The organism is Psychrobacter sp. CAM01 (assembly GCF_032842965.1).
In the GTDB taxonomy this organism is placed as follows: Bacteria; Pseudomonadota; Gammaproteobacteria; order Pseudomonadales; family Moraxellaceae; genus Psychrobacter; species Psychrobacter celer.
In genome coordinates, this window is the sequence record NZ_JAWJBL010000007.1 from 25822 (window position 1) to 46571 (window position 20750).

General features: G+C 46.8%; 19 protein-coding genes and 1 tRNA gene. 9 read left to right on the forward strand and 11 right to left on the reverse strand.

Annotation, left to right across the window (positions count from 1 at the left end; translation table 11 throughout):
• Positions 1-100 precede the first annotated feature (100 nt).
• Both yhdJ and R0I52_RS03570 read left to right on the forward strand, forming a co-directional pair.
• The gene (gene yhdJ / locus R0I52_RS03565) at positions 101-961 is read left to right on the forward strand and encodes an adenine-specific DNA-methyltransferase (protein ID WP_317053190.1); all 861 of its coding nucleotides are present in this window, start codon (positions 101-103) and stop codon (positions 959-961) included.
• Between the two features lie 4 nt (positions 962-965).
• Positions 966-2201 (forward strand): hypothetical protein, encoded by a 1236-nt coding sequence (locus R0I52_RS03570; RefSeq protein ID WP_317053191.1) that lies wholly within the window; start codon positions 966-968, stop codon positions 2199-2201.
• Positions 2202-2498: 297 nt separating this feature from the next.
• On the opposite strand, the gene R0I52_RS03575 is transcribed toward R0I52_RS03570, so the two are convergent.
• Complete coding sequence (locus R0I52_RS03575; RefSeq protein WP_317053192.1) at positions 2499-3446, reverse strand: NAD(P)-dependent oxidoreductase; 948 nt, start codon at positions 3444-3446, stop codon at positions 2499-2501.
• A 242-nt stretch (positions 3447-3688) separates the two neighbouring features.
• Here R0I52_RS03575 and R0I52_RS03580 point away from each other — a divergent pair, with 242 nt between their 5' ends.
• Entirely contained in the window at positions 3689-5011 is a 1323-nt protein-coding gene (locus tag R0I52_RS03580) for a valine--pyruvate transaminase (RefSeq protein WP_317053193.1), read from the forward strand.
• A 74-nt stretch (positions 5012-5085) separates the two neighbouring features.
• Here the strand turns inward: R0I52_RS03580 and R0I52_RS03585 are convergent, their stop codons facing one another.
• From R0I52_RS03585 to hisB, 4 genes are all read right to left on the reverse strand, one after another.
• Positions 5086-6024: a DJ-1/PfpI family protein gene (locus R0I52_RS03585; RefSeq protein ID WP_317053194.1), complete on the reverse strand. Its 939-nt coding sequence runs from the start codon at positions 6022-6024 to the stop codon at positions 5086-5088.
• Positions 6025-6300: 276 nt separating this feature from the next.
• Entirely contained in the window at positions 6301-6690 is a 390-nt protein-coding gene (locus R0I52_RS03590) for a hypothetical protein (protein ID WP_317053195.1), read from the reverse strand.
• A 127-nt stretch (positions 6691-6817) separates the two neighbouring features.
• Positions 6818-7453, reverse strand: coding sequence for an imidazole glycerol phosphate synthase subunit HisH (gene hisH, locus R0I52_RS03595; RefSeq protein ID WP_317053196.1), 636 nt, complete (start codon positions 7451-7453; stop codon positions 6818-6820).
• A 145-nt stretch (positions 7454-7598) separates the two neighbouring features.
• Positions 7599-8258 carry an imidazoleglycerol-phosphate dehydratase HisB gene (gene hisB / locus R0I52_RS03600; protein WP_317053197.1) on the reverse strand — a complete coding sequence of 220 codons (660 nt, stop codon included), beginning with the start codon at positions 8256-8258 and terminating at the stop codon, positions 7599-7601.
• A 372-nt stretch (positions 8259-8630) separates the two neighbouring features.
• On the opposite strand from hisB, the gene R0I52_RS03605 reads away from it, so the two are divergent.
• Together R0I52_RS03605 and R0I52_RS03610 are read left to right on the forward strand one after the other, a co-directional pair.
• Positions 8631-9053: a hypothetical protein gene (locus R0I52_RS03605; protein ID WP_207969955.1), complete on the forward strand. Its 423-nt coding sequence runs from the start codon at positions 8631-8633 to the stop codon at positions 9051-9053.
• Between the two features lie 134 nt (positions 9054-9187).
• Positions 9188-9263: transfer RNA gene (locus R0I52_RS03610), tRNA-Phe, on the forward strand.
• A gap of 83 nt (positions 9264-9346) precedes the next feature.
• Here the strand turns inward: R0I52_RS03610 and R0I52_RS03615 are convergent.
• Positions 9347-9703 (reverse strand): hypothetical protein, encoded by a 357-nt coding sequence (locus R0I52_RS03615; RefSeq protein WP_317053198.1) that lies wholly within the window; start codon positions 9701-9703, stop codon positions 9347-9349.
• Positions 9704-9893: 190 nt separating this feature from the next.
• On the opposite strand from R0I52_RS03615, the gene R0I52_RS03620 reads away from it, so the two are divergent.
• On the forward strand, positions 9894-10394 hold the full coding sequence (locus R0I52_RS03620) for a DUF4385 domain-containing protein (protein ID WP_317053199.1): 501 nt from the start codon (positions 9894-9896) through the stop codon (positions 10392-10394).
• Between the two features lie 228 nt (positions 10395-10622).
• Positions 10623-11306 carry a phosphoglycolate phosphatase gene (locus tag R0I52_RS03625; RefSeq protein ID WP_317053200.1) on the forward strand — a complete coding sequence of 228 codons (684 nt, stop codon included), beginning with the start codon at positions 10623-10625 and terminating at the stop codon, positions 11304-11306.
• A 71-nt stretch (positions 11307-11377) separates the two neighbouring features.
• Here the strand turns inward: R0I52_RS03625 and R0I52_RS03630 are convergent, their stop codons facing one another.
• Positions 11378-12976, reverse strand: a complete 1599-nt coding sequence (locus tag R0I52_RS03630) for a YifB family Mg chelatase-like AAA ATPase (protein ID WP_317053201.1) — start codon at positions 12974-12976, stop codon at positions 11378-11380.
• A gap of 294 nt (positions 12977-13270) precedes the next feature.
• Between R0I52_RS03630 and R0I52_RS03635 the strand changes: the two genes are divergently transcribed.
• Positions 13271-15808, forward strand: a complete 2538-nt coding sequence (locus tag R0I52_RS03635) for a penicillin acylase family protein (protein ID WP_317053202.1) — start codon at positions 13271-13273, stop codon at positions 15806-15808.
• Positions 15809-16161: 353 nt separating this feature from the next.
• A complete protein-coding gene (hemN, locus tag R0I52_RS03640) occupies positions 16162-17625 on the forward strand; it encodes an oxygen-independent coproporphyrinogen III oxidase (RefSeq protein WP_410524030.1) in 1464 nt (487 codons plus the stop codon).
• An 87-nt stretch (positions 17626-17712) separates the two neighbouring features.
• Here hemN and R0I52_RS03645 read toward each other — a convergent pair whose 3' ends face one another.
• The 4 genes from R0I52_RS03645 to R0I52_RS03660 form a co-directional block, all read right to left on the reverse strand.
• Positions 17713-18573, reverse strand: coding sequence for an SPFH domain-containing protein (locus R0I52_RS03645; protein WP_075101278.1), 861 nt, complete (start codon positions 18571-18573; stop codon positions 17713-17715).
• 39 nt (positions 18574-18612) lie between these two features.
• On the reverse strand, positions 18613-19110 hold the full coding sequence (locus R0I52_RS03650) for an NfeD family protein (protein ID WP_317053204.1): 498 nt from the start codon (positions 19108-19110) through the stop codon (positions 18613-18615).
• A 233-nt stretch (positions 19111-19343) separates the two neighbouring features.
• On the reverse strand, positions 19344-19886 hold the full coding sequence (locus R0I52_RS03655; RefSeq protein ID WP_317053205.1) for a porin family protein: 543 nt from the start codon (positions 19884-19886) through the stop codon (positions 19344-19346).
• Between the two features lie 144 nt (positions 19887-20030).
• On the reverse strand, positions 20031-20576 hold the full coding sequence (locus R0I52_RS03660) for a porin family protein (RefSeq protein WP_207969947.1): 546 nt from the start codon (positions 20574-20576) through the stop codon (positions 20031-20033).
• Positions 20577-20750 lie beyond the last annotated feature (174 nt).

Here is a 20750-nt window from a genome sequence, read left to right on the forward strand (position 1 = left end):
AATCTTATTTCAAACTCATGTTTATTCCTAACCTATTTAGATTATTGTTATAATTTTCATGCTTAGAAATAAATTGTCATGACACTTAAAAGGTAAAGAAATGGAAGTATATCAAGATAAAGATAATGAACATACTATATATCATGGTAACGCTTTAGATGTTATAAAAAAGGAAATTAGTGATGAAAGTATAGATTTAATCTTCCTCGACCCTCCTTATAATATTGGTAAAAACTTTGCAGGCTTTGATGATAAATGGTCCTCAGACATAGAGTATGCTGAATGGGCTTATCAATGGATTGATGAATGTATTAGAGTTCTCAAACCTAACGGTTCTATGTATCTAATGACTAGTACTCAAGCTATGCCTTATTTAGACTTGTATATTAGAAATAAGCTTAAAGTATTAAGCAGAATTGTATGGTCATATGATAGCTCAGGAATGCAAGCCAAGAATTTTTACGGTTCCTTATATGAACCTATATTATATTGTGTCAAAAACTCTAAAGACTATTGCTTTAATTCCGATGATATTCTTGTTGAAGCAAAAACAGGTGCGAAACGCAAACTGATCGATTATCGTGGTGATACACCAAAACCTTATAATACTAAAAAAGTACCCGGCAATGTCTGGGAGTTTCCCAGAGTTCGATATAGGATGCCAGAATATGAAAAACATCCTTCTCAAAAGCCTAGAGCTTTACTTGAAAGAATAATACGTGCCAGCAGCAACGAAGAAGATACGATTCTAGACCCTTTCTCAGGTACATTTACTACAGCTTCAGTTGCAAAAGCATTAAACCGTAGAAGTATAAGCATTGAATTACAAGAAGAATATTTGAAAATCGGATTACGTAGAGTTTTAGGTTGGGAAAGTTTTAAAGGTGAAGCCCTAGCTTCAGTTGTAAAAAACACAAAGCACAAGAATAAAAAGATAAAAGCTACTGATACGAGGAATTAGTTTAATGGCAATAAACAACCATGGATTTACTAGAAAAATAGTTTCGATACTTGATAAGTACTCGCAAGATAATGGGAAAGTCTTATTGAGAAATAGCGAAATATTACAATATATTAATACTAAAACAAAGGCTGCTAATCGAGGTTCCAAATCAAGGGGGAGTTTTGCTAATTTATATGCGATCTATGTACTCGTAGAAGACTATTTAAATAATGGCTTCGATAATTTAAAGCTCTTAAATTTAAGTAGCAATCGGAATATATCCAACTTAATTTTTAAAACAACTTCGATAAACTATCACTTGCCATATCTGTTTATTTTTGACTCTAGTAAATTATATTCAGAGTATGAGGGTGCTATTTATAGCAATCTTCTTCAGCGCCAACGCAGCTTACCTTTTGGTAGTAAGCTACAAAACCACGCTCTCAACCATCGGTTAAATCAAGAGTTTGCTAAATACTTTCCAAATTCTAATTACATTCCTGTTTTGCGAGATGCTACCACGAGTAGATATTGGTTTAACGAGAATCTATTAATAGTTAAAAACCATAATCTAGCTATACCAATACTTAAAATAATTGATGAATATGTAAAGGTGAGACAAAGTTCATTTACTGAGTTTATGGCTTACTGTAAAGAGATAATTGATATACAAGAGGAATCTCCACAAAAAGCTGTTGAATTCATTAAAGGTTTATTTGAGCCAAATGTTGACGCAAGAATTTTTGAAATTGCAAGTTTTGCTGTATTGAAACACTATTACTCAGATCAATCAATATATTGGGGTTGGGAACCAGAAAAATTACTTAAAGAACCACTAACACTGTATAAAACTGGGAGAACTAATGCAAATGATGGAGGTATTGATTTTGTGATGAGACCACTTGGTCGCTTTTTTCAAGTGACAGAAACAGTGGATGCTGGTAAATACTTTTTAGACATAGATAAAGTCCAAAGATATCCTGTGACATTTGTTGTTAAAACAAATGAATCTAATAATGATATTAAAGATAAAATTAAAGCACAAGCCGAATCTCAATATCCTGTAAAAGCTATAGTAGATAAATATATATCTTCTGTTGAAGAAGTAATCAATATTCCAAAACTAATGCAAATTTTTGAATCGATACTTAAAGAAGGTAATGCAAAAAATGTAATTGATGAAATTGTTTTACAAAGTAGAGTAGAGTTTAATGTTGAAGCCGAGGAGAATGACATAATAGTTGACGAAGATCTCTAGTTTTTAGTTGTAAGGAACGCCTAGAGTATCGTCAAGCACCCTACGCCAAACCTTGCATCTATTCGTTATTTGTTCAGTTATTAGCAGTCACCTTGAGACGCTTTTTAGCCCTGATTGCAGCGGTAGCTTGGTGGGCTGTGGCGCTTACAGCACCTCGCACAGGAGTGATCGCTCGGACGTTGGAACGCTACTGTGTTTAGGTGCTGTGCGCCGCAGACTGCCAACTACAAGCGAAAAGCAGGTTTCTGCTGCATCAGTTCCAAAATCCTCTCAATTCATACCCCAGCCACTTTAACTCTAGTTATTTTCAATAAAATCATTGATTTGCCGAGTGATTATCTTCCATAGTTTGACTTGCGAGGCTCGGCTGCCGGCACCCATATGCGGGGTTAGAATGATGCGAGGATGACCTTCATTGGCGAGCTGGACAATCGGGTCGTTTTCGCCAGCAGGTTCTTGTTCAAATACGTCGGTAGCATAGCCGAGTATTTGCTCCTGTCTGACCGCTTCCGCTAAGGACTCGCTATCGACAATCTTGCCACGGGCGACGTTGACCAGTAGCGGTTTTTTGCTCATTTTGCTGAGGGTATCTTGGTTAATGAGATGCTTGGTTTCCTCAGTGAGTGGGCAATGTATGGTGATGACATCGGACTTACTCAGTACGGTGTCAAAGTCGGTGTAGTCGTCATTACGAGGCTTGCGACCTTGGCGCTCTGCCCATAGGACGTTCATGTCATAGGCTTTGGCAAGCTTGGTGATGCGCTTACCAATGTCACCGATACCTATCATACCGATGGTCAAGCCCTCGAGATCAATGGCCTCAGCATCGATGATATCGGCTCGCCCCTTCTGCTTCCATTCGCCACTTTTCACTTTGTTGTGGTAATTGATACTGGCACGCATGGCGCTAAGTAGTAGCATCATGGAGTGCTCGGCGACGGTGGCGCTGGCAAAACCTGGTGCGTTAAGGAGCGTGACGCCATTGTCTTCGCAGGCTTGTTTGTCGATATGGTTGGAGCCGACAGAGAGGAGCTGGATGAGTTTGAGATTGGGGAGCGCCTCAATCACTTCACGCTCGATACGTAGGGAGCCATTCATCATAATGTCGGCATCTTGACAGCGCTCAATAATGGTTTGGTTGTCTTGTGGGGTTTCTTCAAAGGTGACGTAGTCGGTTATTTTTTCGGGGGTAGGTCGCGCAAGGTCGGCGATAAATCTTTTTTCATCGAGCAATACGGCTTTCATGAAAGACTCCTTTTTTTAATCGTAGTGATCCATTTAGTAGTGGTCCATTATTTAGCAAGTACTATATAAGGATTGCGGCTGATGGTGTGTTAGCGTTTGTTGGGTCTCGGACAAGCTCTTGTATAGTAAGCGCTGTATCAAGCCAGGTTGTTTACTCCCCTTACCGTCGACATTTGTTATACTAGCCTAACTTTATCGATTAAATCCTCCCTTACACTTCTCTAAAACAGCACGGTAACCTTATGAAATTCTCCAAGTTTGGTCAGAAATTTACCCAGCCGACGGGCATCTCTCAGCTTATGGATGATCTAGGCAATGCGCTCAAAAGCGATCAGCCAGTCAATATGCTCGGCGGTGGTAATCCGGCGCGGATCGATGCGGTCAATGAGTTATTTCTGCAGACGTATCAAGCGCTAGGCAGCGACGGTAGCTTTTGTGAGGAGGCCAATAGCACGGCGACGAGTAGCATGGCCAATTACTCCAACCCGCAAGGCGATGCCGCCTTTATCGAGGCACTGGTGGGCTTCTTTAATCGCCATTATGATTGGAATCTCACGGCGGACAATATCGCGCTGACCAATGGCTCACAAAATGCGTTTTTCTTTTTGTTTAATTTGTTTGGTGGCGCTTTCGTTGACGAAAAAAACGAATCTATCGATAAATCCATTTTATTGCCGCTGACGCCTGAATATATCGGCTATAGTGACGTGCATATCGAGGGTCAGCACTTTACCGCTGTGTTGCCGCATATTGGAGAAGTAACGCATGAGGGCGAAGAGGGCTTCTTTAAATATCGCGTGGACTTTGAGGCGTTAGAGAGCTTGCCTGCGCTGACCGAAGGTCGTATCGGCGCGATTTGCTGCTCGCGCCCGACCAATCCAACGGGTAATGTGTTGACCGATGAAGAAATGGCGCGCTTGGCCAAGATTGCGCGTCGCTATGAGGTACCACTGATCATTGATAACGCTTATGGTATGCCCTTCCCCAATATTATTTATTCAGACGTCACGCTCAATTGGGATGACAATACCATTTTGTGTTTTAGCCTGTCCAAGATCGGCTTGCCGGGGGTGCGTACGGGAGTTATCGTGGCCGCGCCTGAGGTCATCGCAGCGGTCAGCGCCATGAATGCGGTGGTGAATCTCTCGCCCACGCGTTTTGGGGCGTCTATCGCCACGCCTCTGGTCGAAAACGATGCAATTAAAGACTTGTCCGATAACGAGATTAAGCCGTTTTATCAGCAGCAAGCGAAAACCGCGGTTGCCCTACTAAAGAACGAGCTGGGCGACTATCCATTGATGATTCATAAGCCTGAGGGGGCGATATTCTTTTGGTTGTGGTTTAAGGATTTACCGATTACCACACTTGAGCTTTACGATATTCTCAAAGAAAAAGGCACACTTATCGTCCCAAGTCAGTATTTCTTCCCTGGTGTCGATGTCAGTGACTATCAACACGCACATGAGTGTATTCGGATGAGTATCGCGGCGGATGAGGACACGTTGGCCAAAGGCATTGCGGTGATAGGTGAGGTGGTGCGAAAGCTATATGATGAGGCTAAGTAAAACCATCTCTTTTTGAATATAAAAAACGGACTAATAAATAGTCCGTTTTTTTGAATTAAACGCATCAAAACCTGTTAATTAAGCGCTTTTAGCAACGCTTTGGCACTTAGTTTACCAAAGTCATTGGCTGCGAGTGGCCCATCACCTGAGATTAGCTTACGATCTTGATGCGTTTGCCCTGAAGCCAGTTTATTGTCAATGGTAACGCCTAAATCCTCTAACTTATCCGCAAAGTACCACGGCATAGTTCCCGGCAGATAACCAATTTTTGGCATTTGCTTATCCATAACCGTCGGGAAGGCTACCATCTTATAACCTTTAAAAATAAAGTCACGCTCGGAATTGCCTTCATCAGAACTGTCAGGACTATTAAGGTCAGCCGCCAATAACGCTGCAGGCCCGTGACAAATCGCTAAGGTAAAGAGATCCTTTTCATGACCCCAGCGTAGCAACTCACCAAGATTTTTATCCTCCGGCAGGCCGAGCATCGCGCCATGACCACCAGGGATAAAAATCGCTGCATAGTCGTCACTGGCATCGCTATCAGCCATGTCATTTTTGACAAAATCCGTGATACTTTTTGGACTCTCAAACTTGGTCTCGTACTCGCTATAGAGTTGTTTGACGTCGTCATCATCGTCTGGCATCGCCCACTGCTCGACTTTTACAGACTCACCGGTTGGGGTAAATACATCGACATCGAAACCTGCTTGCTTAAAGTGTAATAACGGCACCATCATCTCTACAGGGTGATTACCGGTCTTAAATTTATTGCCGTTCTCCATAGTCATATACTGCTCTTCGGTACAGACCATCATGATTTTCTTATCGCCCGTATAGGGATTATCGTAATTAGTATGATCGTAGTTGGTCTTACTCGGTGCGGCTATTTTTAGCGAGGATGGGGAGGGTATAAAAACGCCTGTCTCTGTCTCTTGCGGCTCTAACCCCAAGGTGTCTTTGGCCTTGTCTAACGTATCTTTGGCTGTGTCTAATAGCTCTTGGATATTCATAGTGCTTCCTTTTTTATTGCTTATAGTTTTATGACTTGTATTGGCCTCATCAAAAAAGATGACACCTGTAAAGTAGCAAAATAAGGAGACGTGAAATAGACGAGACTTTTTATGTTTCGTAAGCTTTGTAAAGATAAGGCCGCTTATAAACCTGCAACTGGTACAAATTTTTCTTGCGTGCTGTGCCTACGCCGCTCAAGACTAAGAAAAACCACGTTTCTTCTCGGTGTAACGTTTTTATATCGGATTGACTATCGTGACGGGCGACAGCAGAAGCTAGCCGTCCATTTTTTTATAGCGCTTGAGTAAGGCTTTGGTATGGGGGGTAGGCTGAAATATTTTTAGCCATTTATTGGCCGCATACAGAACCACGGGCAGCAGGCAGGTGTTTATCAGGTCGTGTAGGCTGGCTTTGATATCCAAGACTCCCAGCGCAAACACCCCTTTTGGAATGATGATATGGCGATTATCCAGATACTCTCCGAGCAGCGCCACGCTCACTACCACCAGCAGGGCCATAAAAGCTCTGAGATTTTGGTTTTTGATAAGAGGGCGCAGTATCAGTAGGCACAGCAGATAGACACCGACACCGACATAGATGTGCAGCGCATCTTTGGCTAGGCCTGTGACGTCGATGATATTGATTTTAAAGGCGGTAAAATCCACTGGTGTTTTCCGTATATAACAGCAAGCAATAGCTGCGGCCTATAAAAAGTGAGCAACGCCGTCGACTCACCTTTCAAGCTGATATCTGTTCAGCGTGACTACTGATGAAAAAGACAGCGTTGTCAGGCTATATATCCCATTCGACAAAGTTTTTTAATAGCTGCAAGCCTGCGGTATGGCTTTTTTCTGGATGAAACTGGGTGGCAAACAAGTTGTCTTTGATGATACTGGCACAAAATGGCTGACCATAATCACAGACAGCAGCCACTTGTGCGCTATCGGCAGGCGCGCAGTAATAACTGTGCACAAAATAAAAATACGCATGGTCATCGATACCGCGCCACAATGGATGGTGAAAGTCCATACCGCTAATGGTATTCCAGCCCATGTGCGGCACTTTAATCGTAGCGCCTTGCTCGTCTGTCCACGCCGGATCAAAGGCCTCTACGCTACCATTTAGGATGCCTAGGCAATTTGTGCCGCCATTTTCTGCCGATTGATCAAACAGCGCTTGCATACCGACACAGATGGCCATCACAGGTTTGTTAAAGATCGCGTCGCGTACGACATCATCGATACCCGCATCGGCCATACCAGCCATGCAATCGCGCATGGCACCGACCCCGGGAAAGACAATCTTGTCCGCACTGGCGACGACTTTTGGGTCATTGGTGATAGAGACGTCTGCCCCTACCGCTGACAATGCTTTGCCAGCTGAGTGCAAATTACCCATGCCGTAATCTAATAAGGCGATTTTGGTCATTGATTGGTTCTCGTTTTTGAATCGTTTTTATTATATTTGATAACAGCGGATGAGGTACAGATAAAATCCTGCTACGAGCAAAAGCGCCAACGGTACAAGCCGTGCAATAAGCGCGGCTGTGACCGTAGCAGCACCGCACCTATCCTTAAAACGCCTCTTTGGTCGACGGCAAGGTATTTAGCGCGCGCTCATCATATTCACAGGCCATACGCAGGGCGCGAGCAAAGGCTTTAAAGGTCGACTCGATCTGGTGATGGCTGTTTTTGCCTTTAAGATTGTCCAAATGCACGGTCATCCATGAATGGTTGACAAAGCCGTAAAAGAATTCGCTAAACAGATCGACATCGAACTTGCCGACATGTGAGCGGGTAAATGGAATATCCATATGCAGACCTGGACGCCCTGAGAGATCGACAACGGCGCGAGTCAATGACTCATCGAGCGGCGCATAAAAATGCCCATAACGACGAATGCCTTTTTTGTCGCCGAGCGCTTTGGCAAATGCCTGCCCAAGGGTGATACCGGTGTCCTCGACGCTGTGATGGTCATCGATATAGGTATCGCCTGTGCATTTGATATCTAAGTCAAACAAGCCATGACGCTTGATTTGATCGATCATATGATCCAAAAACGGCACCCCTGTATCGACGACGCCTTGACCGGTGCCATCGAGATTGACCGTACATTTGACTTGGGTCTCAGCGGTATTGCGCTCGACGGTGGCGGTGCGTGCTGGACGGCCATGTAGGTTTGAGGTTTGTGGCAGGGATTGTTCAGGGGTATGGGTGGTCGAATTGGCGGTCATGGCTACTCTCTATCAATAAAATAGGACGGCAAACGTCCAATAAACACTCGTACGTTGCGAGCGGTGTCAACAAAGTCTGTCAATTACAAAAGATTAAAAAGACTAAAATATGGCTGGCGCGCATGGGCTAAATGCAGTCTGTCTACCAGAGACAATACGCGACCTACCTGCATCATAGCAAACCCTAACCACGACCGCCACGGCCAAGCGCCAAACCACGCACAAAATCTGCGCATTCTGCTAAAATGGTGCATTGAGTTTTATCAATCATCAATGCTGTGACGTTGTGATGCCGCGTGCTATCTTGTTTATACCGACCTGACCTTATCACTGTCTATTTATGACTTTCCATTTTCGATAGGAACAACTGCCATGCCTTTAGAAGCCATTGCCATCAACCGCTTAGATGCCCCGCTGATCAAAAAACCTGCACGCGACAATGAGCTGGCCGAGCGCTTGGCGGCACTATATGACAGCGATGAAACCCAGCCTAGTGGGGCAGAGGTGCTTCGGCTCGTTGAGCAAGGGTTTAGCCGTGGGCAATATCTATACGTCGGTATGTTTAATGATAAGCCCATCGCCGCGGTGGCTTGCTTCGACGACGGGCAAACCAATGCCAAACGCCTGCAGTACCTCACCGTACATCCAGAAAACCGCAAACGCGCGATTGATGCCAAGTTTATCAAGCTGGTCTATGATGCCGAGGTCAAAAAAGGCGTGCGAGAGTTCGTCCCTGCCGATGATGCTATTCATCGTATCATGAGCGAGTATGAGCTACTGCGCGTCAAAGACTAAACCAATCACTTATATCAAGATAAAACCCGATTATTTCGCTTATATTGACGGATATAGAGACTTTTATCACATATAATGCAAAAACCCCTTGACAGCAGCGGCGATATTTAGTTTAATAGCGCCTCAACGAAGACGGCTCGATAGCTCAGTAGGTAGAGCAACGGATTGAAAATCCGTGTGTCGGCAGTTCGATCCTGCCTCGAGCCACCATTCGTTTACTAGATTCTAAAACCCCAAACATTGAGAAATGTTTGGGGTTTTTTTATGGCTGATTTTTATGGATTAATATTAACTTAACGCTGGTATAGCCTACCACGCAATAACAGCTCACAGCGCTCGCGCGAATCCAAATCATACACCGTCGCGCGGTAATCAATACCATGGCGCCCCTCAAAAAACACCACCCGATCCCCCACCGCCAAAAAACACGACGTGCGCGCATCATAGATAAAGCCATCAATCACAAAGGCTAGGTCACGGTCTATCTCACGTACGGTATAGGTCTCACCCTGCGGGATAAAGCGCTCAAACCACGCGCCATATGCCGCCGCGCTACTGAGCACACTGATAAGTAGCGCCGCGACACCCAGCCTATATTTTGAACATAAAATCGAGGTGATGCCAAATGGTTTTATACGTTTTATTGTCATAGTTTTGACCTACTCAATAATCATCAAACGCTATCTAATGCTGGTCTTAGCGATAAGGCCAGCAGCGGTGACTCATATAGTAATCACTCACTGTCACGGTTGTATAACACTTTTGCGCTGTTTTTTAGACAGCTGCGCTCAGTATACTCGATAGTAGCCGTAAACATCATACAAAGGATAAGGGCACACGATGAGAGAGTTTGATTATGACTTAGATTATAAAAACCTAGACCTGCGCGCGCAGCCTGAGCTATACCGAGTCGGGCGTGGCGAGCAAGGAGTGCTGTTGGTCGAGCCTTATAAGTCTGAGATTTTGCCGCACTGGCGCTTTGCTACCCCTGAGGTTGCCAAGCAAAGTAGCGAAACGATTTATCAGATGTTTTTGGATTACTTGGCGAAGGATGATTTTGTCGGTGCTGACATGGCGCGCAAGTTTATCCAAATGGGCTACACACGCGCGCGGCGCTACGCCAATCACAAAGGCGGCAAAAAATACAAAGGGCCGGTACCTGACGATAAAAAAGGCCAAAGCGGCGCGCATGGGCGCGAAGCGTTACCGCGTCAGCAAGAGGACCCTATCAAAGCAGAGTCCGCTCGTATTTTTAAGCAAAAATGGGACGCGTGCCGTAAAAATAACACCTATCTAAAAATGAAAAAAGCGCACCGCGAGCGCTATAAAGATGTCGACTAGCGATATTCAAGTCCGCATAAAAGTGGGTGCAAAAGCTTAGCTGTGCTATGGTAGCACAGACGATAAAGATAGCTATCCTTGTATAAAATCGATACAGCGTTCGGCTCGCTTGCAGTGCTCCAACTCATCGCACACTGTCACTTGCCTGCTTTGCCTTGTATTGTTTGGTATTGCTTGGCATCGAAGCTATCTTAACTCCGCCATAGCAACACAAAACCGAGAGGAATAATGGATAAGCAACTGTTGATTTTTGATTTTGATGGTACGCTCATCGATAGCGTGCCAGACTTGGCCGATGCCGTAAACGCCATGCTGAGCACACTTGGCAAAGACACCTACCCTATTGCTACCATACGTAATTGGGTCGGCAACGGCTCACGCATGCTGGTGGCACGTGCCTTGGTCGGCAAAATAGAGGTGCTAGAAGACGAGCTAAATACAGACACTCTGGATCACGCCGAAGCGGTGTTTTTTACGGCTTACAAAGACATCAGCGGTAGCAAAACAGTCGCCTATCCAGACGTCGATGATGGCCTCAAACAACTCAAGGCAGCAGGCTATACACTGGCTTTAGTCACCAACAAACCCATTGGTTTTGTCCCAAAAATCTTACAGTCCTTTGGCTGGCAAGAGTTGTTTAGTGCTGTGCTCGGCGGCGATAGCTTACCGCAAAAAAAACCAGATGCCGCGCCGCTGCTACATGTCTGCCAGACGCTGGGCGTCACGCCAGCACAAGCCATCATGATAGGCGACTCTAGAAACGATATCTTGGCCGGCCAAAACGCCGGTATGGACACGCTGGGGCTGTCTTATGGCTACAACTATGGACAAGATATTCGCAAGCTAAATCCTACCCACGCGTTTGATGACTTTGCCGCCTTGGTGCAATGGATCCTACAAAACGACGCGTAAGCGATAAAACACAATCTATATATTGATAATACAGCCTATAGACCTTTAACTTAGGCAAGCCTGATTTGCTGTTATGCTTTGCCTCGGTAGCTGAGTGCCTCGGACAAATGAGCGCTGGTGACATCATGACTAGCGGCAAGATCGGCAATGGTACGGGCGACACGTAAGACTCTATGATAGCCGCGCGCCGATAAATTAAGTCGCTGCTGCGCCAACTGCAACAGTTGCTGCTCACCCTCGCCCAGTGGCACATACTTATCGATCTCGCTTGGGCTCAGTGCGTTATTGACCTTTTGTTGCCGCGTTATTTGGCGTTGATGCGCGGCGGCGACACGCTCGCGGACTTGGGCGGAGGTTTCGCCTGTCTGCGCGCTTTGCAAGTCTGCGATGGGTAGTGCAGGCACGGTGATGTGCAAATCAATACGATCGAGTAATGGCCCTGAGAGTTTGTCTTGATAGCGCTTGATCTGCTCAGGTCGACAGCGGCAGCGTCCCGAGCCATCGCCGTCATAGCCACATGGGCAAGGGTTCATCGCCGCTACGAGCTGAAAGCTGGCCGGAAAGGTCATTTGTGAGTTGGCACGGCTGATGGTGATTTGCTTGGCTTCCAACGGCTGACGCAAGACCTCGAGCACAGTACGATCAAACTCTGGTAGCTCATCGAGAAATAAAACCCCCTTATCAGCAAGTGTTATTTCACCGGGTTTCGGACGTGAGCCACCGCCCACCAGTGCCACCGCCGATATGGTGTGATGCACTTGACGAAAGGGCCGTGTACCATAGTTATAATCACTGTCTGCCACCGAGTAAGTGCTGGCCACCTCCAGTGCTTCCTCATCACTCAAATCTGGCAAGATGGTTGGCAATCTCGATGCCATCAGCGTCTTGCCAGAGCCAGGCGGCCCTGTAAACAATAACGAATGACCACCTGCTGCCGCAATTTCCAATGCCCGTCTGGCATGATGTTGGCCTTTGACATCAGCCAAATCTACCTGATAGCCGACATGCCGCTGCACGGTACTGGGCGTGACAATAGGCAAACGCTGAGAGGTCGCGCTTGGGTCAGTCAGTGACTGTAAGTGCTCACACACAGCCTGCAAGCTCTCGGCGGCCAATACATCTACCCTCTCGACGCGGCTGGCCTCAGTGCCATTGTCCATGGGCACGATCAACTGCGGCAGTTTTTGCGCGCTAGCTTCTTTCTGCTCTTCTTTTTGCGCGCCGCCTTTTGGGGCAGCTATCGTTGTCATCTGCCCTAACCGCGCCGTCACCCCCTCTGCTTTTATCGCCCGAGCTACTGCCAGACTGCCGCTGACTTGGCGCAGCTCGCCGTTTAGCGCCAGCTCGCCGATAAACTCAAACGCGGACAAACCCTCAGGCTCGAGCTGACCACTTGCCGCTAAGATACCAATCGCAATCGGTAAATCCAGCCGCGCGCCATCTTTTGGCAGGTCCGCTGGCGCTAAGTTGATGGTCAGACGACGATTGGGAAACTGAAAGCCCGAGTTTAAGATGGCGGAGCGTACGCGATCCTTACTCTCACGGACAGCCGCTTCTGGCAAACCCACAATGGTGAGTGCAGGCAGGCCTTGCGATAAATGCACTTCAATGATGACCTTGGGGGCATGCAGCCCGACGACTGAGCGGGTATAGACTTGGGCAAACGACATCAGTACTTCCTAATATAGGGAATCAATCGATAATAAAACATTATTTATCAGTGCGCAAATGTCGTGTCTCACTCACTTTATTTTCAATTTTAATGTCACTTCATACCGATGCATTAAATAAAGCGTAAGCGCTAGCATCACGCTTCCATATTGTTATATGATGAGTAGATGCGTCTTACTCTCAACCCCAGTCTTAAACGCATGAGCAATAAAAGGATGTTATTGCCTCATAAAGCTGATTGAGTCGAGCTTTATGTACCACGCTTTTTTTAACCAACCAAGGATGGATAAGTTATGAGCATCAATGTGCTTAATCATCGGCGTGTGCCGACCCTTACGCTACTGACAGTGGCCGTCTCCTTAGCCCTATTCGGTTGTTCGGATAGTGACAACAGTTTTAATAACGATGATACCGCCCAGCCCACAGCCACCTACGAGGTGGACATCCAGCGCACCGAGTTTGGCATCCCGCATATCACCGCAAAAGACTATAAAAGCCTAGGATACGGCGTTGGTTATGCCTTTGCCGAAGACAATATCTGCTCGCTGGCCCGCGAAATCGTGGTCGCTCGTGGTCAGAGTATGCTCTATCTGGGCGAGGACGGTGATGTCATCAGCGATGTGTTTTATACCTGGTACAACTCGCCTGCCAAACGCCAGCAGTTTTTGACCGCCCAACAGCCAGAAGTACTTGATGCCGTAGCAGGCTATGCGGCAGGCTATAGCCGCTACTTGCGCGATACAGGGGTGGACAACATCGACCCTGAGTGTGCAGGCGCGCCTTGGGTACAAGAAATCGATACCGATGACTTGCTTGCGCTTTATGGCAAGGCCAACTTGCGCGGCGGTCTTGCCAATTTTGTTGCGCCCATCGTCGCAGCAGCTCCGCCTGCAGTAAATGCTGCTATGACGAGCCGTAGGCTGCCTACCAGCTCAGGTGCGGCATCAGAGACATCGCTATACTCATCTTCTTCTTCATCTTCATCCTCATCGGCTTCAGCATCAGAGCTGGCGGCGGGCTTTGATTTTGATATGACCACCATCAATGTGATGGATGGCGGCAGTAATGCTTATGCCTTGGGCAGTGAGGTCACCGGCACCCAGCGCGGCATTCTCTATGGCAACCCGCACGAGCCGTGGAATGGCGTACAGCGTTTTTATCAATTTCATCTCACCTTGCCGGGCGAGCTAGACGTCATGGGCGCCGCGCAGCAAGGTCAGCCATTTCCCAATATTGGGTTTAATAAAGACGTCGCTTGGAGCCATACCGTCTCTACTGCCAAACGCTTTACGCTCTATCAGCTTAACCTAGTCGATGGCAATCCGATGAAATATACCTATGAAAATACTGAAGGTACTGTTGAGGAGCGCGATATCAAAAAAGTCGATGTGACGATCCAGCTGCCTGACAATGGCAGCCTGACTCAACCCATCTATCTGTCGCACTATGGCCCGATGCTCGCGGTCAACACCGTCAATGGTCTCCTGCCAGCATGGGGCAGTAACAATCTGGCCTTTACCATTCGTGATGCTGCTTCAGAAAACCCGCGCTCACTTAACCAATGGCTTAGTATGAATAAAGCCGATAGCGTCGAAGATCTAAAAGAGCGTATGCAAGACACCGTCGGGCTTGGGTTTGTCAATACCATCGCTGCGGATAGACATGGCAAAGCCTTGTACGCTGATATCTCAACTGTCCCTCATGTGACCGCAGACAAGCTAAAGAGCTGCATCGCAGGACAACCGTTTTTGCAAGGCATTGTCAGTTTTGATTTACCCGCGCTCAATGGTAGCAAGGCCGCTTGTGAATGGGGCAATGATGCAGATTCGCCGCAAGCTGGGATTTTTGGCGCATCAAACCTACCTTTTTTGATACGTGATGACTATGTGGCCAACTCCAATGACAGCTATTGGTTTAGCAATCCAAACCAGCCATTGACTGATTTTTCGCCACTACTGCGTCGACGCTTAGCCCCCTTTATCTCGGCCAATCCACCAGATGGCGTACCATTATTGATGCGCACGCGTATGGGTTTTCAGCAGATATTTGACCGTTTGGACAATTCAGATGGGTTAGGCGGCGACACCTTTACTCTAGAAAACCTCCAACAAGTGGTCTATGGCAACCGCAGTTATGTCGCGGAGCTGGTGCTTGACGATGTCCTCGCTGACTGCGCCGCCAACCCGGTGCTGACGTTATCGAGCGGTGGCAGTATCGACGCGACCCAAGCCTGCAAAGTGCTAAGCAATTGGGACCGCCGTAATAACTTAGACAGCAGAGGCGCTCATGTCTTTAGAGAGTTTTGGCGCAATGTCGACTTTACCGAAACCACTGATGAAGCCTTTGATGTGCCGTTTGATGAGTCTGACCCTATCAACACACCGCGCGATCTTAAAATCACAGCGGGCACCCGTACCGCTTTGGCAGATGCGATAGCCTACTTTCAAAACAATGGCGTGGCGCTCGATGCCACATTGGGTGAGCTACAATACACCCTTGATGCCAGCAAAAACAACGAGCGTATTCCAATGCATGGCGGCCAAGGACGTGAAGGCGTCTTTAACGTAGCGCGCGGCCCAGCACCAAACGCCGATGCCAGCGAGTATGCCTTTATCAATAACGGCCCGACATATATGCAAGCGGTGACGTTTGATGACAAAGGCCCTGTGGTCAACGCCTTACTGGCGTATTCGCAATCCGCGGATAGCACGCGCCCTTATCACCGTGACCAGACGCGGCGTTACTCTGCAAAAGACTGGATTCGCCTGCCGTTTAGTGCCGGTGAGATTGCAACGCAAACAGTGGGTGATACGCTACAATTAACCGAGTAAGACTGAGTACTGTTTAACCTTATCAAAAGACCTTAGATCACACCGCTGAGGTCTTTTTTCTGCTGAGCAAGCGCCGTTTCAAGAGCGTAGCAATTCTAAGCCTTTATACCCCAGCTATCACTTCTCCACATCCCAGTCCTTACCTCACTGCTATAACTCGTCTCCCCACTACTGGTAGGGATTTGTTATACTAGCGGCAGCAAATCAGTCATCTTTATACAACCAAAAGCGATACCCAAAACCGCAGCCTGTATGGTCAACCCGAGGAATGCCGTATGACAGAATACTCACAACCAGATACTCAGCAGCCCTACAATCGCGCTGACGAGCAGCCGACGACCACGCGCCCTGTCATGCAGCCTGACAACCCATATGCCAGTACGCGCGGCAGTATCACCAGCAAACAGCTGCCAGCGTTTGATGAAGCGATGATCCAAAAATACAATCGCTCAGGGCCACGTTATACCTCTTATCCAACAGCGCTGGAGTTTGCCCCGATAGCAGTAGAGTTAGAGACCAAAATTTTAAAAAATCGCGAAGCGCGGGCGCCTCTGTCTTTATATTTTCACATTCCGTTCTGTCGCCACCTTTGCTATTACTGCGCTTGCAATAAAATCATCACCAAAAAAAACAGCGACTCAGGCGACTATCTACAGTACTTAATCAAAGAGGTTACGCACAAGCGCCGCTTATTGTCGGCGCCAGAGGGCAGTAGCAAGCCTGTCGTCAAGCAGCTACATCTAGGCGGCGGTACGCCAACCTTTTTGCGTGATGAGGAAATGGTTCAGCTCTGGCAATTTTTACAGACGCAGTTTGAGTTTTTAAGTGATGATGAAGGTGACTACTCTATCGAGATTGATCCGCGTGAGCTGAGCGGCAACACCCTCAAGGTTCTACGCGATCTGGGCTTTAACCGCATCAGCTTAGGGGTACAAGACTTAGACGAAAGCGTCCAAATCGCCGTCAATCGCGTGCATTCAGCGGAATTGATCGAAAACGTACTTACTGAAGCACGCGAATTGGGCTTTCATTCTATCAATATCGACCTGATCTACGGTCTGCCGCATCAAACGCCTGAGACATTGGAGCAAACCGTACGCCGCATCATCGAGATGGCGCCCGATCGGCTGTCGGTGTTTAACTACGCGCATCTGCCAGAGCGCTTTAAAGCCCAGCGTCAAATCAAAGAGGCGGATTTACCGAGCCCTGCGGCCAAACTGACCATGCTGGGCAATACCATTAACACGCTCACCGAGGCAGGCTATCAATACATCGGCATCGACCACTTTGCCAAGCCCGATGACGAGCTGGCTGTGGCACAGCGCGAGGGCACATTGCATCGCAATTTTCAAGGCTATACCATCATGGGCGACTGTGATTTGCTCGGCTTTGGGGTCTCATCGATCAGTCAGATCGCCAATGCCAATAGCCGCTATATCTTACAAAACGATACCGACCTGCAAGCCTATCATGCCACCATCGACGCCGCGCAGCACAATCTGGCCATCATGCCTGCGGTCAAAGTTATCAAAACCTCTATCAAAGATCGCTTGCGCGAGTATGTGATCATGAATTTGCTGTGTCACGACTACATCGACTTTAAAGACATCAATCAAAAATTTGGTATCGACGCCATCACCTATTTTATTGATGAGATTGCGCAGTTAGGCGCGATGCAAGAGGACAAGCTTATCGATATGGATGCCGCTGGTATCCGTGTGCTGCCAAAAGGCCGCCTACTCGGTCGCAACGTCGCCATGGTGTTTGATGAGTATCTGGACAAAAAGCACAAAAACCGCTTTTCTAAAGTAATTTAACAGACTTTTAAAAATGCTTTATGCACAAAAAAGACCTCGTTTTGAGGTCTTTTGTTATGTCAATATGAGCGCTCAACTGTAGCGTTATTACACCTTGAACTTATCACCGACCATACCTTTGACCGTGCTTAAGATATCGGCAGGCAGTACCACCATTTTTGAGTTATCGGACTCTGCAAGCTGACGTATCGACTTAATGTATTGCTCACCGAGCAGATAAACAATCGGCATCTCTTCATCGCCCATTGCGGCGGTAATCAGGCGAATGGACTCCTCAGAGCCTTTGGCCAGCACCACTTGCGCTTCAGCGTCACGACGTGAGGCTTCTAGGCGGCCATCTGCTTCTAAGATAGCGGCTTGTTTTTGTCCATCGGCACGCGTCACTGTCGCACGGCGCAGGCGCTCTGCTGCGGCCTGCTCTTCCATTGATGCTTGCATCGTATCTGAGGGGTTAATATCTTGAATCTCGACTGTTTTGAGTGTGATTCCCCAATCAGCGATGTCTTCTGAGATGGCATGCTTGAGCTTGGTTTTAATTTCCTCACGACTAGATAGTGCGTTATCCAGATCCATCTCACCGATGATCGAGCGCAGGGAAGTCTGTACCAGATTACGGATACCATACTCATAATCTTCGATACCGTAGACCGCCTTATCGGGGCGGACGATATTGATATACGCCACCGCGTTGGCGATGATTACCACGTTATCACGGGTGATGACTTCTTGCGATGGAATATCAAGTACGATGTCTTTGGTGGTGACTTTATACGCGACATCATCGACATAAGGGATAATCAGATTGAGCCCAGGCTCTAGCGTTTGGCTATATTTACCCAGTCGCTGCACCACCCACTTATAACCTTGCGGTACGATACGCACCCCTTTAAACACGGTAAAGACTACCAGCGCAATCAACACCACCATCACAATGCTAAAGCTTTCCATAACTCATCCCTATAATTGATAACTGTATTTGACTGGCAGTCAAACTTGCCTATTTTTTTGGCTCAGCGTAGGCGACTGCATACTTCTGACGATCAGCTCGTTGCCCACGATATCTGTCACCACCACCCGCTCACCAACTGCAATCTCCTCTCCTGTGGTGCGGCACATCCACTCTGCCGCGCCTACGATAGGGACGCTAAAGCGCACAATACCTGCGCGCTCGGGCTGCGGTGATAGCACAATCATTCCTGTCTCGCCCACGATCACACTCCCGCCCAATCCAGCTTTGGTACGGTCCACGGATAAAGGCTTGATAAACTTAAACCATGCGATTAAAAACACTGCCGACAGCACCAACCAAATGACAACTTGTACAAAAAGAGAAATCGGCAAGAGCCAAGCCAATGCTGCGACAATAATAGCAGCGGCACCAAACCACAGGCTGGCGAATGTCGGCACAAACATCTCAACAATCAGCAACAAAAAGCCCAGTACCAACCAATGCCAAGGCTCAATCATCAAAAACATCTCCATCATTGCCACCTACCCTGTCTGAATCATCCTAGCTTGCTACCTTAGCTTTCAATGTAGCATACTTTTAGCGTTTATAACTTCTTAAAAATCATCAATGGACAACGCTCATAACACAACGCACATACCTTAGTTGAAACCAATAAGCGCCAAACAACCTTTGCTACATGAAAAAAACGACCGCCAAAGCGATCGTTTTTTGTCTAAAATATAAATACAAGGTGTGATTAATCAATATCTTAGAACTTCAGCTGAGCACCAACAGTCATTAGATCAGCATCACTTCCCAACTTGTCGTATTCAGCTTCAACGCTAAAGTTCGGATTTACTGAATAACCAAGACCAACACCGCCTGCTAGGCTCGTATCGCTATCTGAAAAGTTCTGTGTCAAAGTACCTTTACCTTCCACTTCAGTTTTAGCAATACCTAATTTACCTTTGGCATATAACCCTGTATTTGGGAACTGATAGCGGTATGTACCATAAGCGCCATAAGACTTAGCATCAACCTCGCCTTTTTGACCCAAGCTAGTATAATCAGCGTCATCTGAGCCGACATACTCAGCTTCGATACCAAAGTTAGGGTCAAAATTGTAACCTGCATAGATACCATAAGCTGTTGGATCATCAGTACCAGCATGGTCTAAATCAAACTGACCAACTTTGGCACCGACGTAGGCTTGACCTGTATAACCATTACCATAAGTGACGGCCGCTTGCGCGCCTACGGTGAGTAGTGAACCTGCGGCTAAAGCCAATAGTGTTTTTTGTAAAGTTTTCATAATATTCTCCTAAGATAGTTCTATTTATTAATCTTATATAGAGTATGGGTTTGAGAAACGAGATAGACAACTGTCGTTTCTCAATGAATACATTTCTCTTATAAATTTCTAATCCGGTAGACTTTAAGTCATCTCATCATCGATTTAGAATTTTAAATGAGCGCCCACTGTCAATAGTTTGGCATCGACGTCGCTATCCATCATGGCATACTCGGCTTCAACCCCAAAGTTTGGGTTTACTGAATAACCAAGGCCCACGCCACCTGCGATACCAGTATCACTGGTTGAATTTGATACTTTTAATGGACCAACCGTGTAGTCACCTTCGACCTCAGTTTTGGCTACCCCTAGTTTACCTTTGGCGTATAAGCCGGTGTTTGGAAACTGGTAGCGGGCCGTACCATAAGCACCATACGTTTTGGCATCTAGGTCACCGTTTCTGTAGTCAGCATCGTCTGAGCCGACATATTCTGCTTCGATACCGAAGTTTTGGTCAAAGTTATAACCACCATATATACCGTAAGCTGTTGGGTCATCAGCATTGTCGATATCCAAGTCGAACTGACCGACTTTTACGCCCACATAAGGCTGACCTGTGTAGCCGTTGCTATAAGTTGTCGCGGCTTGAGCACTGACTGTCAACAATGAACCAGTAGCTAGCGCAAGCAGGGTTTTTTGCAGAGTATTCATGATAAGCTCCTTAAAACTGTGACAAACAAGTTATTTATTTATATAGGCTTTTGGCCTTATCGCCTTGTTTGCTAACGATGAATATATAGTAACAAACTATTTCAAACTCTCTGTCAGTGTTTGATGGTGTGAGAGTTAAGATTTGCAAGTATTTATCAGCGTGTGGGTTACAAA

Coding starts and splice junctions, on each gene's coding strand:
- yhdJ (WP_317053190.1), top strand. CDS start 101: ATGGAAGTATATCAAGATAAAGATAATGAACATACTATATATCATGGT.
- R0I52_RS03570 (WP_317053191.1), top strand. CDS start 966: ATGGCAATAAACAACCATGGATTTACTAGAAAAATAGTTTCGATACTT.
- R0I52_RS03575 (WP_317053192.1), bottom strand. CDS start 3,446: ATGAAAGCCGTATTGCTCGATGAAAAAAGATTTATCGCCGACCTTGCG.
- R0I52_RS03580 (WP_317053193.1), top strand. CDS start 3,689: ATGAAATTCTCCAAGTTTGGTCAGAAATTTACCCAGCCGACGGGCATC.
- R0I52_RS03585 (WP_317053194.1), bottom strand. CDS start 6,024: ATGAATATCCAAGAGCTATTAGACACAGCCAAAGATACGTTAGACAAG.
- hisH (WP_317053196.1), bottom strand. CDS start 7,453: ATGACCAAAATCGCCTTATTAGATTACGGCATGGGTAATTTGCACTCA.
- hisB (WP_317053197.1), bottom strand. CDS start 8,258: ATGACCGCCAATTCGACCACCCATACCCCTGAACAATCCCTGCCACAA.
- R0I52_RS03605 (WP_207969955.1), top strand. CDS start 8,631: ATGCCTTTAGAAGCCATTGCCATCAACCGCTTAGATGCCCCGCTGATC.
- R0I52_RS03615 (WP_317053198.1), bottom strand. CDS start 9,703: ATGACAATAAAACGTATAAAACCATTTGGCATCACCTCGATTTTATGT.
- R0I52_RS03620 (WP_317053199.1), top strand. CDS start 9,894: ATGAGAGAGTTTGATTATGACTTAGATTATAAAAACCTAGACCTGCGC.
- R0I52_RS03625 (WP_317053200.1), top strand. CDS start 10,623: ATGGATAAGCAACTGTTGATTTTTGATTTTGATGGTACGCTCATCGAT.
- R0I52_RS03630 (WP_317053201.1), bottom strand. CDS start 12,976: ATGTCGTTTGCCCAAGTCTATACCCGCTCAGTCGTCGGGCTGCATGCC.
- R0I52_RS03635 (WP_317053202.1), top strand. CDS start 13,271: ATGAGCATCAATGTGCTTAATCATCGGCGTGTGCCGACCCTTACGCTA.
- hemN (WP_410524030.1), top strand. CDS start 16,162: ATGCAGCCTGACAACCCATATGCCAGTACGCGCGGCAGTATCACCAGC.
- R0I52_RS03645 (WP_075101278.1), bottom strand. CDS start 18,573: ATGGAAAGCTTTAGCATTGTGATGGTGGTGTTGATTGCGCTGGTAGTC.
- R0I52_RS03650 (WP_317053204.1), bottom strand. CDS start 19,110: ATGATGGAGATGTTTTTGATGATTGAGCCTTGGCATTGGTTGGTACTG.
- R0I52_RS03655 (WP_317053205.1), bottom strand. CDS start 19,886: ATGAAAACTTTACAAAAAACACTATTGGCTTTAGCCGCAGGTTCACTA.
- R0I52_RS03660 (WP_207969947.1), bottom strand. CDS start 20,576: ATGAATACTCTGCAAAAAACCCTGCTTGCGCTAGCTACTGGTTCATTG.